Below are 12,812 nucleotides of genomic sequence, written 5' to 3'. Positions count from 1 at the left end.
GCACCCCACCACCGGCTCCTGCCCGCCTACCGAAACTGGCTCAACACCCACCAAACCGCCGCTTGACGAACCATAGGAGCATCACCCACCCGGTGCTCCGATTGCACTGCTGGTGGGGGCGTTGTGAACCATGAGTCTTGGCGTCAGCACGGAACTTTCCAGCGTTCTCCAAGTGGTGCATGGGTCCCCGGGACGTCGTCTGCTATTCGCTGCCGATGACGGTCAAAGGGACGGCGTAGGTCTCGGAGAGATAGAGCTCTGTGGTGGCGAGGAGGTCGAGCTGTGCCTGGCTCACGCTTGACTTTGAGAGGCCGGGCTGGACGATGAAGACCTCGAACTCGGGTACGAGGTAGGGGAGTTGGTGGGCCACCCGGTTGAGGACCTCCTGTGACCCTCGTTCGAACCGGCTCACGTTGTGCCGTGCGCTTCGTGATGCGTCGCGTCGTTTCAGGTGTTCGATGAGGTGGTGGCGGTCCTGTTTCCAGTGGACGGACTTCTGCGCCTGGCCGCAGACCTCGTAGAGGTCCTCGACCCGCGCTCCGGGACCGGGTCCTGCTGAGTACTTGCAGTGATAGAGGTGAATCCGCAGCCGCTCCGCCTCGAGGTCGGCGGCGATCGCGACGATGTCAGCTGCCTCGCCCGTGCCGTCGTCGTCCACGATGACGTCCCACATCGGGTCGCGATCGAGTTGTTGCAGCACGCGGTGCTGGATCGTGCTCGCGTCGCGCTCGACGCCCTGAGACTCCCTTCTGATGTTGGTCGGGGTCCAGTCCCACGCCTGGATCTTGTCTGGGTCGTATCCCGCCGAGGGGGACGCCGGAGTGAAGAGTTGATCGCCGGCTAGGAACGCGCCCGTGTGGAAGCGGATGATCGGTGGCTCCTGCAGGAACCACTCGTCGATCGGGACCCACCTAGGGCCGCGTCGGATTGACACGGTTGGGCCGTCAACGTGTCGGTAAGAGGCGCCGTCCGGGCCGAAGTCGATGGCGAAGGTCGACTCGGCAGCTCCGATGACCTGCAGGAGAAGAGGCCCGGTCTCCTCTCGTGGCTGGACCTCGAGTTCGACGTCGAGAAGCGTTGCCTCCGCTGTCCCCTGCAGGATGTGAGTGGTGTGCTCAGGGCGAATCCAGATCTGATCGCTCCACTCGGCATGGAGCGGCACCAGCGGCGGTCGCTTGTCGACGGTTTCTGGCATCAACGTGTTGGCGAGTAGCTCGTCGAGCCTGATTTAGTTGTCGGCCAGCTTGTCGCCGATCTCCGCGCACCACCGCGTCCACTCGCTGATGTCCTCGGCGACTCGGTATGACCAGATTCGTCCCTTCTGGGAGCAGCCAACACTTGCGCGGCTGCCGGCTTCGTAGCCGAATCCAAATAGGTTTGATGCCACGCGATTCTGAAGCTGTGCGTCGCTGATGCCCTGTCGGACGTCGGGTCCCGCGTACATGGTGAAACGCACCGCACGGTTCAGCGCTGCTTTCAGCCCGAGGTTGGCAACGACCAGGCGTTGGATCCCACCGAGCACGCGGAACACACGGTCTCCGCCAACAAGGCTGACGCCCGCGCCAGCGACAGCCTCCGCAAGCTCCTTATGGACACCACGGTTGTCCGAGCTGTGGATGAAGAGAAGTCGCTGATCCTCGTTGTAGTGGATGAGATACAGGTGCCAGGTAGTGTTTCGAAGCCAACGCACGTTTCCCCAAGGCACATTCTCGTCGTCGAACGCAATGACGACCGCCACGTTGCTTCGGAGGTTGATCGCCGGTTCGGCGAACAGCTTCGACTCATCAAACGCTTCCCCGATTCGCTCCGGGTGCCACCGCGCCGCGTCGACCTCGTAGACGACCGTGCTCATCTTCGGGTAGATGGTCTGCAAGGGCAGTTCGTCAGCGCTTTCTCCGAAGCCGTCGAGGAACTCGGCCCTTCTCGCATGTCGACCGAGCGCCCCCTCGCTGATCTCGGAGAGCAAGCCGTTCCAGTCAGAGTCTTGGGCATAGAGGTCGGCGATCGCCGACTCCACGCGGGGATCGGTGATGTTGGCCACGACGCTCGCGTCACCGAGGTCGGGCGTGGTACGCGTGAAGCGCCCGATGAACTGGAGCGTGATAGCGAGGCCTCGGTGATGATCGTGCAGCGCAGCCACCTTGAGCTCGGGCAGGTCGAACCCCTCGCCAAACATGTCGACGCAGATGATGATGCGGGACCGGCGATTGTTCATCGCGTCGAACGCTTCTTGTTGTTCTGACTGGGTCTGTTGGCTGTGAACGAGCACTGCGTCAGTTCGGCCGAGCGACTGGTAGAGGGCGTGCACATGCTCCGCCCGCGTGATGCTCTTGCAGCGCGCCATGAGGAGATGGTCGCGGCCACTCCCCACGTCTTCGTCGAGGATCCCGAGTGCAGCCTGGGCGATCCGTTCGTCGGCAGCACCGGGATCGAACTCATACACCGGGTGAAAAGAGATGGGTCGGAAGTACCCCGCTGCCTGGGCTAGGCGCAGGGGGTACTCATAAATCGACCGCCCGGAGACGTGGCGGCCATCGCCGCGATAGGGCGTCGCCGTGAACTGCACTACTGGCCGATCGGCGAACAGCTGTCGAAACTCCGCCCAGGTCCGCGCTCCGATGTGGTGAGCCTCATCGATGAACAGGTGGCTCGCTTCCTCGGCCAAGGTCGCCTGGACTTCGGGCACCGCCTGGGTCAGCGCCTGCATAGTCGCGACCAGAACGTTGCAGCTGCCCAAGAGCTCACGAGCCTCTGCGGCATTCGCGATCCGGCGATCGATGACGCCGACCACCGGATAGTCAGCGGACGACGAGATGCAACCGACGTCCTTGAGGAGCCCCAGGGACAGGAACTTGTCCGCGAGCTGAGTCCGAAGAGCGCGGCTAGGGACGGCGACGAGTAGGGGCGTGAGGCGCTCTCGTACGAGGGCCGCGATCATCGTGTCCGTCTTGCCGGTACCTGTTGGCATGACGATGGTGGCGACGTCGTCGCGCGCTGTCCAGTACCCCACCAGCGCGTGAAGCGCGCCGAGCTGAGGTGTTCGGAGACCTGCGCTCGAGTGTGAGGCCTCGCGGAATGTGAAGGCGCCTTCCCAGCTCGCTATGACGCTCTCGCACACTTGCGGCAGGTTCCGTGCATCCTGCGGGCGTGGAGGCTTTGGCGCGAGCCACCGCCAGGAGTCCTGATACTCAAGGTAGCTCAGCGGGTCAGCCTCGGTCCCATCGCTCAGAATAACCCCAGCAACCCCGGTAGGTGGGGTGATCCGCCGCGGGCAGATCAGGATGCGACCGGCGGCCTCCGATTCGAGCTGCAGGACCGGGACCCGACCAGCATGGAGAGCCGGCGAGATCCTTACCACGTGATGCGCTGCAGCCACCTCAAGCTGGCGGAGCTTGTTGGCGCCGACGCGCGCGTCCAGCGCGAGCCGTCGCGGCAGCACGACAGTCGCTTCGCCCGCACCCGCTTCGGTGCTCACGATCGCGTCCGGGGAATCATGACCTCCATTGAGCGCGCGAATGTCCGCCGACTGTACGGATATTGACGCTGACAAGGACCTCGAGCGGATCTCGCCAAGGACAGTCCAGCGGCCGGGCGGCCGTTGGCGCTCGGTGGTTCAGCGCACGGTCCGTCCCTGTCAGCTGAGCGAGCCACGGTGTCGCTATGGAGACGTCATCGCAGCCCGAGTTGAGGGGGCGTCGTTTCGCTGGCGGATTGCTAGCGGCAGCGCGCTGCGGTGAACTGCTAGTTATCGGTCGGTGTGAGGTTGTGTGCGCGTGATCTTGTGGGACGGCGACCGCGGTACGGGCGCGGGCACAGATGTCGATGGGATCTGGGTGGTCGAGCGCTGTCTGGAAGGCGTCGATGGTTTCTGCAGTTGGCTGCGGTCGGCCGAACGAGATGGACTGCGCGTCAAGGTATGACGAATTCCGCCCAGTCCTGCATGAGCTGGCGACGCTGGTCCAACAGGTCTGAACGGACGTAGGCGGCTTCGACACTGTTGCCGACGACGTGCGCCAAGGCGGCTTCACCGACGGCCCAGGGGGTGGCGGTTTGTTCGATGCACCAGGTCTTGAAGGCGGATCGGAAGCCGTGAACCGTCGTGTCGAGTTCGTAGGTGCGCAACAGCTTGAGCAGTGCTTGCCAGCTCAGCGGCTCACCTCGGCGAAGTGGGCTGGGGAATACGAGGCCACTGCCGTCGTCGAGTGGCTTGGCCTTTTCCAGAACGTCGAGGGCTTGACTACTGAGAGGCACCCGGTGCTCACCGTTGGCCTTCATGCGTTCAGCGGGAATCGTCCACGTGGTGCTCTCGACATCGATTTCGGACCAGCGAGCCCCTCGTGCCTCGCCGGATCGAACGGCTGTCAGAACCAAGAAGCGCAGGCACAACCTCGACGCTTCGCTCGCCTGGGATTGGGTGATCTTGTCCAGTGCTGCGGCCACCTCTGAGTAGGGGAGTGCTCGCTGGTGGTTCTTGACCTTGGGCATCGATGGGAGTGCACCGTCGATTGCTTCGCCGGCGGGATTGGTATCCACCCATCCGTGTGCCATCCCATACTGCATCACCTTCCGAATGCGCTGGCGCACACGCCGCGCCGTCTCAGGCTTGGTGGTCCAGATCGGTGAGAGGACAGCGATGATGTCGCTGCGCTCGATGCGGTGCAGCGAGGCATTTCCGATGCGGGCAAACGCATAGCGCTCGAGGCTCGAGAGCCACTCGTTGGCAGCTTGCTTGTTGCGCCAGCGCGGCCGGTTCATCTCGTGGACCGTCTTCGCTGCGGTGGCGAACGTCGGCACACGGTCGGCTTGATGAGGGCCGAGTGGATCGCCTCCCTCGGCGGCGTCAGCGCGCATGTCCGCGGCCCGAAGTCGGGCATCGGCGAGGCTGACTGCGGGGTAGCCGCCGATGCCAACGTCGCGTTGCTTGCCGTCGACGGTCAAGCGCACGACCCACGACCGGGTGCCGCTCGTCTTGACAACGAGCGTGAGCCCATCCCCGTCCGCGTGCTTGCCCGGCGTTGCGTGTTGGACTGTCTTGGCGGTGAGCCGCCTGGAGCGTCGCACGAGTTCCCTTTTCTGGTTCCCTTTTTCTAGGGAACTGACGCTATTGCATGGGAACTGCCGAAGCAAGCAATTTGCCAGAAATATCCTCTGACCTGTAGTTTTGGGAACTTCTGGGAATTCTTGGCAAGTCTCTCGGGTGGAGCTAAGGGGAATTGAACCCCTGACCTCTTCCATGCCATGGAAGCGCTCTACCAACTGAGCTATAGCCCCGAGGTTCCACGACGATACCAGCGCGCCGGCGAAATTCGAGGGAGACGGCGAGGTGCGCGACGAGCCGCTGCGGGCGTAACGTCGGACCCATGAGCATCCCCGTGGAGCCGGCCGACATCGGCAATCAGATGGAGCGTTTCGGCATAGCTGCGTACGTGTTGACCGTGCGTGACGACGCCACACCGCACATCGCTCACCTGGCGATGCGCCTCGACGGTGACGTGCTGCGCTGCGGCGCCAGCCGGTCCGCAGCCGCCAACGTGGCCGACCGACCGAACATCTCGGTGCTGTGGCCGCCGTATGAGCCGGGCGGCTACTCGATGATCGTGGACGCCGTCGCCCGGACCATCGAAGGCACCGATGGCCTCGAACTGGAGCTCCGGCCGAGCTCTGGGGTGCTGCACCGGCCTGCGACGCCGGCCACACCGGCCAGCGACACGGGTTGCGAGTCGGACTGCGCCCCGCTGAGCGCCACCGGCACCTGACAAGAACGCAACCGCACTGCGTCACCGACGCTTCGAGCTATCTGGCGCTAGCTCTTCAGCTCGTTGCTGTGTCTAGTGCTTCAGCGACCGTACGAGCGCGCTGGCGCTAGCTCTTCAGGTCGTTGAAGATCGTCTCCCAGCGGGAGCGGTCGCCCTTGTAGGGGGCGTAGAAGCTCACACGGTCCACAACGTCGTCGAAGCGGCGCTTCAGTTCAGCGGCCACGCGCTCTGGCTCGGCAACCACAGCGAAGGCGTCGAGGATGTCGTCATCGACGAGGTTGGCCATCTCGACCCAGCGGCCCTCTTTCGACATGGCGTTCAGCTCGGTTTGCATGTCGCCCCAGCCGTGGCAGTCGAGGACGGGCCGGTACGCCGGCGTGGATCCGTAGAACGCCACCTGCTGCTTGGTGGCCTCCTTGGCCTTGGTCATGTCCTCTTCGGTGCTGCCAGTGACGATGAACGATGGCCCGGAGATCGTGATCTCGCTGGGGTCGCGGCCAGCCCGCGCGGCGCCTCGTTCGAGTGCCGGGATGGTCTCCTCACGCAGGTATTTCTCGGTGGTGAAGCCGTGGCAGAGGAACATGTCGCAGGTCTCGCCGGCCACCTCGGTCATGAGCGGGCCGACGCCGGCCAGCGCCAGGCGTGGCGGGCCGTAGGGGTTCTCACCGGGGTCGAAGAACGGCGTCATCAGTGTGTGCTCGTAGAAGTCACCGCGGAAGTTCAGCTTCTCGCCGTTGTTCCAGCAGTTCCAGATTGCCTTGATCGCCAGGATCATCTCGCGCATGCGAGCGGCTGGCTTGGACCACTCCATCGAGAATCGTCGCGTGATGTGAGGCCGGATCTGGCTGCCGAGGCCCAAGATGAACCTGCCCTCGGAAAGCGTCTGAATGTCGTTGGCGCTGTACGCCAGCGACATCGGGTTCCGGGCGAATCCCACCACGATGCTGGTGCCCAGCTCCACCGTGGAGGTGGCATGCGCCATGAGCGGGAGCATGGTGAAGGGGTCGTGGCTGGTCTCTGGCACCCACAGACCGTCGTAACCCAACGCTTCTTGTTCCCGGCTCGACTCCATGATGTCGTCGAATCCGCTGCTGACTCCGACGCCGCCGTCTACCTTCATGGCGGGGACATTAGTGGCCCGCGTTGGAATTGGCTCAGGCTTCGAGTTGGCTCAGCAGTCGGCGAGCACGGCTTCGGCACGCTCGGCCAGCGCAACAATGCTCTGCGGGAACTGGTGGACCTCGGCAGGTATTTCTGGGATGGCACCGCCCACGTACCGGGCGTGGACGCCTTCGAGGATGCAAGCGAGACGCCAGCTGGCGAAGGCAAAGTGCCAGTCGATTGCCCCGAGGTCTCGGCCGGTTGCCTCTGCGTAGGCATTCGCGAGCTGGTGACGGGTCCAGAATCCCTCCGCAGTAGTGGCGTTGTGGCCCAGGGGGCTGAAACCGTCATCGGGCTCCACCCAGTAACCCAGCAGGAATCCCAGATCGGCCGTCGGGTCTCCCAGCGTGGCGATCTCCCAGTCCAGAACCGCCGCCACATCGCCATCCGCGGTCACCAGGCAGTTGTCGAGGCGGTAGTCGCCATGGACCAGCGCGGCATCAGTCTGGGGCGGTATCGACGCCACCAATCTGTCGTGGACGTGTTCGATGATCGGCAGGTCACGTGAGGTCATGGCGTTGAACTGGCGTTGCCATACGTGCAGTTGCCGGGCGACGTAGTCCGCCGAGCGGCCAAGGTCGGCGAGCCCTGTGGCGTCGAGATCCGTGGCGTGGATCGCTACGAGACACTCCACCAGCCGGGCGGACAGCGCACTACGCGCTTCGGGGCTGAGTTCATCTGCTTCTGAGTGGGAACGCAGCACGCTGCCTTCGACGAAGTCGGTCACGTAGAAGTCGGCACCATTCACCGAGGCATCGGTGCACAGACCGACGACCGGCGGGGTGGGCACGTCGGTATCGGCCAGGCTCGAAAGCAGCCGGTGCTCCCGCACCATGTCGTGTGCGCCGGCCAGCAAGTGGGCCAGCGGTGGCCGTCGGAGCGCCCAACGCCGGCCCTGTGCGTCGGTGACGCGGTAGGTCAGGTTCGAATGACCTCCGGTGATGAGCTCGAACTGCAACGGCGGCGCGACCGTCGCTCGTTCGGCCAGCCAGTTCGTGACCGGCACCGGATCGATTCCCGCAACCGGATCGCCGGCAGGGTCGACTGCAGCTGACGCCATCGTTCCCTCCCGTGGTCGAAGCCCGTCGCGCTCCATCATGGCCTCGGCGGTCGGGCGATGCCCCGCCAGCGGCGAGCGCGGGCGTGTCGGCGGCAGTCGGGAATGGTCCAGCCAAGCACCAGCCCCAATACGCTTCGCCGGTGCTGTTCGTAACGGTCTATGCGACGCAGTTTTTGCTCACGGCCTCCCTGGGCGTCATCTTCGCCTATCTCGCGGATCTTCAAGATCGCTACGACCTCACCAACCTCGAACTGGGCACCATCGCGGCGGTCGGTTTCATCGCAGGGTTGGTGTCACAGCTGCTGCTGTCGCCGCTGGTGGATCGCGGTCACCACCGCGCGGTGGTGTGGGTTTCGGTGCTCTCCGCGGTGGCAGGCGCCTTTGGATTCGTATTAGCGGATTCGACATGGTCCCTGGTGACCAGTCGGGCCTTGGCGGGCGTCAGCTTCGGCCTCTTCGGTCTGGTGGCCCGCAAGGCGCTCATCGGGCACGACATCAGCGGCAGCGGCTCCAAGGTGGGCGGTTTGCTGTCATTCGGCGTCGCCGGCTTCGTCAGCGGTCCGTTTATCGGCGCGGCGCTCAGCGGCGTCTCCTTCGAGGCGCCGTTTCTGGTCACCGGCACCGTGATGGCGCTGCTCGGACCGTTCGCCGCAATCCTGATCTCGAACTCGCCGATCGCCGGCACCGCCGTGGACTACTCGGACCTGCTCATCTTGCTGCGGCGGCCCCGTGTGCAGGCGGCAATCTTGGTGCACGTCGGTGTCTGGGGTCTGGTGGGGATGTTTGACGCGACGGTCGATCGGTACCTGACCGATCTCGGGCTCTCCTCGACTGAGTTCGCAATCGGGCTCCTCATTCTCGGCATCCCGTTCATGCTGCTGCCCCCGCACGCCGGCGCCCTGGCTGAACGTCTCGGTGGGGGTCGGGTCGCCGTGCCCGCCCTCGTGCTGTTCGCGCCCGCGGTGGTGCTGTACGGCTGGGTCGGGGGCTTGTGGACCTTCATCGCAATCGGAGTGGCCGAAGCGATCACGGAGTCTTACAGCGAGATGGGTGCACAGGTCCTGGTGCTGGAGGCAACCGGCGTCGAACAGGCGGCGATGGGCACCGGTGTGCTCGAGGCAATCGGTCTCGCGATGGCTGCCGTCGCTGCTTTCGCAGGCCCGTCATTGTACGGCCAGTTTGGCCCACGCTGGCTCTTCGGTGTCTGGGGCGTTGTCTGCCTGGTGCTCTCGGGCATCGTCATGCTGAGATTGAAAGCAGTGAAAATTCCACCAAAGGGAATCACGCTGTCTCACTAGGGTCGCACTCATGCGGGCGCCGGGCGCTGAGCGCTCTACGGACTGGCGTTCGGTAGCGGCCGAGGCCGCCGGATTCGCCCGGCGGGTCGGCATGGTGCCCGTGCTGGTGCTGCTCGGTGCCATCGGGGCGGTTGTTGCGGCAGGTTTCCTGGCCGGTGTGCGGCACGGTGCGCCCGAGCCGGTCGACCTGCCGCTGGCAGCAGCGGGAGCGCCGCCGCCCATCGCTACCACCCAACCCTCGATGCTGCGAGTCCATCTCGCCGGGGCTGTCGCCAAACCCGGGCTCTACGAGGTGCCGGCGAGTTTCCGTGTGGGCGACCTGGTTGACGCCGCGGGCGGACCGACCGCTGATGCAGATACAGCGGCGGTCAATCTCGCGGAGCGGATGCGTGACGGCCAACAGGTCTACGTGCCCTTCGTGGGGGAGCAGCCCGCCGCCTCGATCGCAGGCCCCGATGCGTCCGGACCACTGGATGTGAACACAGCAACGGCGGCGCAGCTTGAGGGACTGCCTGGCATCGGCCCTTCGCTGGCGGCAGCCATCGTTGCGTACCGCGCTGAGCACGGGCCGTTCGCGACGCTCGACGCATTGGAACAGGTGCCCGGGATCGGGCCATCCAAGCTCTCCCAGCTCCGGCCCCGTGCAACGGTCTAGACCGCCGAGACCGCCGAGTTCGCCGAGTCCGCCGCGAGCGGCGCCCCGGCGCTTCGGGGGCCTCAGCGCTGTCGGCGATCGGTGGCTGATCACCGGAGCGGTCGCGACAGCAGCCGGTGCACTGTGGGCGCCTTCGGTGTCGTGGTGGTGGGGGGCAGCCTTCGTGGGCGCGGGCCTGCGAACCCGTACCCGTGTGCTCGTTCCGGTCGGCCTGCTGGTACTGGGGGCTGCAGCCATGGGGCAACAGATCGCCCAGTTGAGCGCAGCGGTGGGAGGGGACTTCGAGGGCGAAGCGGTCCTGGTCGGCGATCCCCGATGGCGCTCGGGCGCCTTGGTCGTCCCCTTCAGCGAGGTCATCGGCCAAGAGCAGTTCCGGTGGGAAGGCCGCGCACGCGGCCCCGCTGCGTGGAAGCTGGAAGATGCTGCGCTGGGGGAGCGCTGGCTCTTGAGCGTAACCGCGACACCCGCAGAGCCCGCCGACCGGCACTTCGTGTGGCCGCGGCATCTTGCGGGGAACGCCCAGATCCACACGGCCTGGCGCCAAGACGGCGGCAGTGCGCCGTTCCGTCTCGCAAACTCCATGCGCAGCCTGATCGAGGCGTCGAGTGATTCGTTGTCGCAACGGGATGCAGCGCTGCTTGCCGGCTTCGTCTACGGCGACGATCGAGGACAGCTTCCCGAAGTCGTGCACGACTTCCGGGCGACGTCGCTCACCCACTTGCTGGCCGTGTCCGGTTCGAACGTGGCGTTCGTTCTGTTGCTGTTCGCACCGCTGCTGGTCCGGCTGCGGCCAGGGGTCCGGCTTGGCGCTGTCGGGGTTCTGCTCGCTCAGTTCGCTGTGCTGACCAGGGGTGAGCCCTCGGTGCTGCGGGCGTGCGTGCTTGCCACGTTGGCAGTCGGAGCACATGCCGTCGGCAGGCGGGCATCCGCTCCGCGCCTGCTGGCGCTTGCGATCATCGTGCTGCTGCTTGTCGATCCGCTGCTGGTGCGCTCGGTCGGTTTTCAGCTCTCGGTTGCAGCGACGGCCGCCATCGTGGTCGGCGCTCGCCCCATCTCCAGGCTCCTGTGGGGCCCGTCGTGGCTGCGCTTGGCCCTCGCAGCGACGCTGAGCGCCCAGGTGGGAGTGCTGCCCGTCCAGCTTGCCGTGTTCGGCTCGCTGCCGCTCGTGAGCATCCCCGCCAACGTCTTGGCCGGCCCGATTGCAGGACCGGCCATGGTCTGGGGCCTCATCGGCGGTCTGGCGGGGGGCGTGGCGGGCGACGCCGTCGCATCGGTTCTGCACATCCCGACCAGGTTCATGATGGGTTGGGTCGCCGGTGTGGCCCGATGGGGAGCGGCGCTGGGCTGGCCGCACATCGAGCCGTCGGAGATCGCCGCAGCCGTCGCCGTCATCGGGCTCTGCGCAGCCGCTGCGTACCTGCTGCGCGCCTACGGCGTCGTGCCGCGTAGCCTTGCGATTGTCGCTGCTGGGATCGGGATCTGGGTCGTGGCCGGCGTCCACCGGCCGCCGCTTCCCTCGGGTGTGCATCTGTCCGTGCACCGCGTCGACCCCACCGTCGTCGTCGTGGATCGTCCAGATGCAGCGCGGGCCCTCGACCAGCTCGCCACGGCTGGAGTCGACGACATCGACGTGCTGGTGGCCCGCTCGGCCAGCCGGGCAGGGCGAGAAGCGGTGCGGGCATTGGACGCCCGGCACGAGATCGCGAATCTTCTCGCACCGGCGGGCCTCGGAGGCCGTGTCCCGTACAACTCAGTGACCGAACCCGTCGCCGTCGGCGGCCTCGTGGTCGAGCCCGCAGCGCAGCGCCTGCGCGTCTCGACCGAAGTAGCGTCAAATACGTGGGCGCAAGACCCGTGAACCCGGCGATGCACGGGCAGGCCACCCATCGGGGAGCAGGTCGCTAATGCCCGGTGGAAGTGTGCGACTCGTCAGCGGCGCGGACGAGATCCTCACCGCCACCGCAGTGCGTGCGGCGGTCTCTGAATTGGTCGGCGATGCCAACCGGGCAGACGTGATTGACGAGTACTCCGACGATGAGTACGCGCTAGCCGATCTGGTCATCTCGGCATCGACCCCGCCGATGCTCGCTACACACCGGGTCGTTGTCGGCCGCCGCCTCAGCCGCTTCAGTGCCACGGAGCTCGCCCCGCTCATCGACTGGCTTGATGATCCGTGTCCCACGACCGATCTCGTTCTCGAGTGGGACACAGCCCGTGTGCCTCGAGCGCTCGTCGAAGCTGCCGAAGCCGCCGGTGGCCAGCGGATCGCGTCCGACGTGCCCGGCGGGGCGCGCAATCGCCGGACCTGGCTCACCGAGCGTCTCGCGGAGGCTTCAGTCCAGTTCGATGCCCGTGCTGGAGCATGCATCGCCGAGCATCTCGGGGAGGAACTCAGCCGCCTCGGAGCCGTGATCGAAACGCTGGAGGCCATCTACGGCGCAGGTGCCCGCTTGGGGCCCGATGACGTGCTGCCGTACCTCGGTGCAGAGGGTGACGTCCCGCCATGGGAGCTGACCGACGCGATCGATCGAGGTGATGTGGGCGGCGCACTCGCCGTGCTGGGGCGCATGTGGGGCGCTGGTCGACACCCGCTGGCTGTCACGGCAGCCGTGGCTGGACATATCACCCGCGTGGCCCGCCTCGATGGCGCCGATGCTGCGAACGAGAAGGAGGCGGCTCGTGTGCTGGGCCTACGCGGCTCCACGTTTCCGGCCCGCAAGGCGCTTGACGCCGGCCGGCGGCGCGGCAGCGGGGGGATCGCGAGGGCTGTCGAACTTCTGGCGGCGGCTGACGTGGACTTGCGCGGACGGTCCGGACTCGATCCCCGATGTGTTGCCGAGATTCTCTGCGCGCGGCTCGCGGCCGGTGCCCGTTGATCGCTA

10 protein-coding genes and 1 tRNA gene are annotated in these 12,812 nt (G+C 66.0%); 5 read left to right on the top strand and 6 right to left on the bottom strand.

Translation table 11 applies throughout. The annotated features are described in order from the left end of the window. Window positions 1-202: 202 nt before the first annotated feature. The 4 genes from ACOCMM_RS11970 to ACOCMM_RS11955 all read right to left on the bottom strand — a co-directional run bounded on the left by ACOCMM_RS11970 (window position 203) and on the right by ACOCMM_RS11955 (window position 5,271). Window positions 203-1,195, bottom strand: coding sequence for a hypothetical protein (locus ACOCMM_RS11970; RefSeq protein WP_419553373.1), 993 nt, complete (start codon window positions 1,193-1,195; stop codon window positions 203-205). 33 nt (window positions 1,196-1,228) lie between these two features. Beyond that, window positions 1,229-3,475, bottom strand: a complete 2,247-nt coding sequence (locus ACOCMM_RS11965) for a DEAD/DEAH box helicase (RefSeq protein WP_419553372.1) — start codon at window positions 3,473-3,475, stop codon at window positions 1,229-1,231. Window positions 3,476-3,909: 434 nt separating this feature from the next. Then, on the bottom strand, window positions 3,910-5,061 hold the full coding sequence (locus tag ACOCMM_RS11960) for a tyrosine-type recombinase/integrase (protein ID WP_419553371.1): 1,152 nt from the start codon (window positions 5,059-5,061) through the stop codon (window positions 3,910-3,912). Window positions 5,062-5,198: 137 nt separating this feature from the next. Beyond that, window positions 5,199-5,271 (bottom strand) — tRNA-Ala (locus ACOCMM_RS11955). Window positions 5,272-5,360: 89 nt separating this feature from the next. On the opposite strand from ACOCMM_RS11955, the gene ACOCMM_RS11950 reads away from it, so the two are divergent. Next, a complete protein-coding gene (locus ACOCMM_RS11950) occupies window positions 5,361-5,756 on the top strand; it encodes a hypothetical protein (RefSeq protein WP_419553370.1) in 396 nt (131 codons plus the stop codon). A 106-nt stretch (window positions 5,757-5,862) separates the two neighbouring features. On the opposite strand, the gene ACOCMM_RS11945 is transcribed toward ACOCMM_RS11950, so the two are convergent. Next, the gene (locus ACOCMM_RS11945; RefSeq protein WP_419553369.1) at window positions 5,863-6,876 is read right to left on the bottom strand and encodes an LLM class F420-dependent oxidoreductase; all 1,014 of its coding nucleotides are present in this window, start codon (window positions 6,874-6,876) and stop codon (window positions 5,863-5,865) included. A gap of 51 nt (window positions 6,877-6,927) precedes the next feature. Next, window positions 6,928-7,977, bottom strand: a complete 1,050-nt coding sequence (locus tag ACOCMM_RS11940) for a phosphotransferase family protein (RefSeq protein ID WP_419553368.1) — start codon at window positions 7,975-7,977, stop codon at window positions 6,928-6,930. 140 nt (window positions 7,978-8,117) lie between these two features. Between ACOCMM_RS11940 and ACOCMM_RS11935 the strand changes: the two genes are divergently transcribed. From ACOCMM_RS11935 to holA, 4 genes are read left to right on the top strand one after another with little or no spacing between them, the layout of a single operon-like run. Beyond that, window positions 8,118-9,275, top strand: coding sequence for an MFS transporter (locus tag ACOCMM_RS11935; RefSeq protein WP_419553367.1), 1,158 nt, complete (start codon window positions 8,118-8,120; stop codon window positions 9,273-9,275). A 10-nt stretch (window positions 9,276-9,285) separates the two neighbouring features. Then, window positions 9,286-9,930 (top strand): helix-hairpin-helix domain-containing protein, encoded by a 645-nt coding sequence (locus tag ACOCMM_RS11930; RefSeq protein WP_419553366.1) that lies wholly within the window; start codon window positions 9,286-9,288, stop codon window positions 9,928-9,930. Further along, a complete protein-coding gene (locus ACOCMM_RS11925) occupies window positions 9,917-11,788 on the top strand; it encodes a ComEC/Rec2 family competence protein (RefSeq protein WP_419553365.1) in 1,872 nt (623 codons plus the stop codon). The genes ACOCMM_RS11930 and ACOCMM_RS11925 overlap by 14 nt, the downstream gene beginning before the upstream one ends. 46 nt (window positions 11,789-11,834) lie before the next feature. Next, a complete protein-coding gene (holA, locus tag ACOCMM_RS11920) occupies window positions 11,835-12,806 on the top strand; it encodes a DNA polymerase III subunit delta (RefSeq protein ID WP_419553364.1) in 972 nt (323 codons plus the stop codon). The last annotated feature ends 6 nt before the right edge of the window (window positions 12,807-12,812 follow it).

This window comes from Candidatus Poriferisodalis sp., from assembly GCF_965198245.1.
Classification (GTDB): domain Bacteria; phylum Actinomycetota; class Acidimicrobiia; order Acidimicrobiales; family Poriferisodalaceae; genus Poriferisodalis.
Note: the sequence above shows the minus strand (reverse complement) of the source record. Positions and strands in the feature narration are given on the sequence as shown.

Coding starts and splice junctions, on each gene's coding strand:
- ACOCMM_RS11945 (WP_419553369.1), bottom strand. CDS start 6,876: ATGAAGGTAGACGGCGGCGTCGGAGTCAGCAGCGGATTCGACGACATC.
- ACOCMM_RS11970 (WP_419553373.1), bottom strand. CDS start 1,195: ATGCCAGAAACCGTCGACAAGCGACCGCCGCTGGTGCCGCTCCATGCC.
- ACOCMM_RS11930 (WP_419553366.1), top strand. CDS start 9,286: ATGCGGGCGCCGGGCGCTGAGCGCTCTACGGACTGGCGTTCGGTAGCG.
- ACOCMM_RS11950 (WP_419553370.1), top strand. CDS start 5,361: ATGAGCATCCCCGTGGAGCCGGCCGACATCGGCAATCAGATGGAGCGT.
- ACOCMM_RS11940 (WP_419553368.1), bottom strand. CDS start 7,977: ATGGCGTCAGCTGCAGTCGACCCTGCCGGCGATCCGGTTGCGGGAATC.
- holA (WP_419553364.1), top strand. CDS start 11,835: ATGCCCGGTGGAAGTGTGCGACTCGTCAGCGGCGCGGACGAGATCCTC.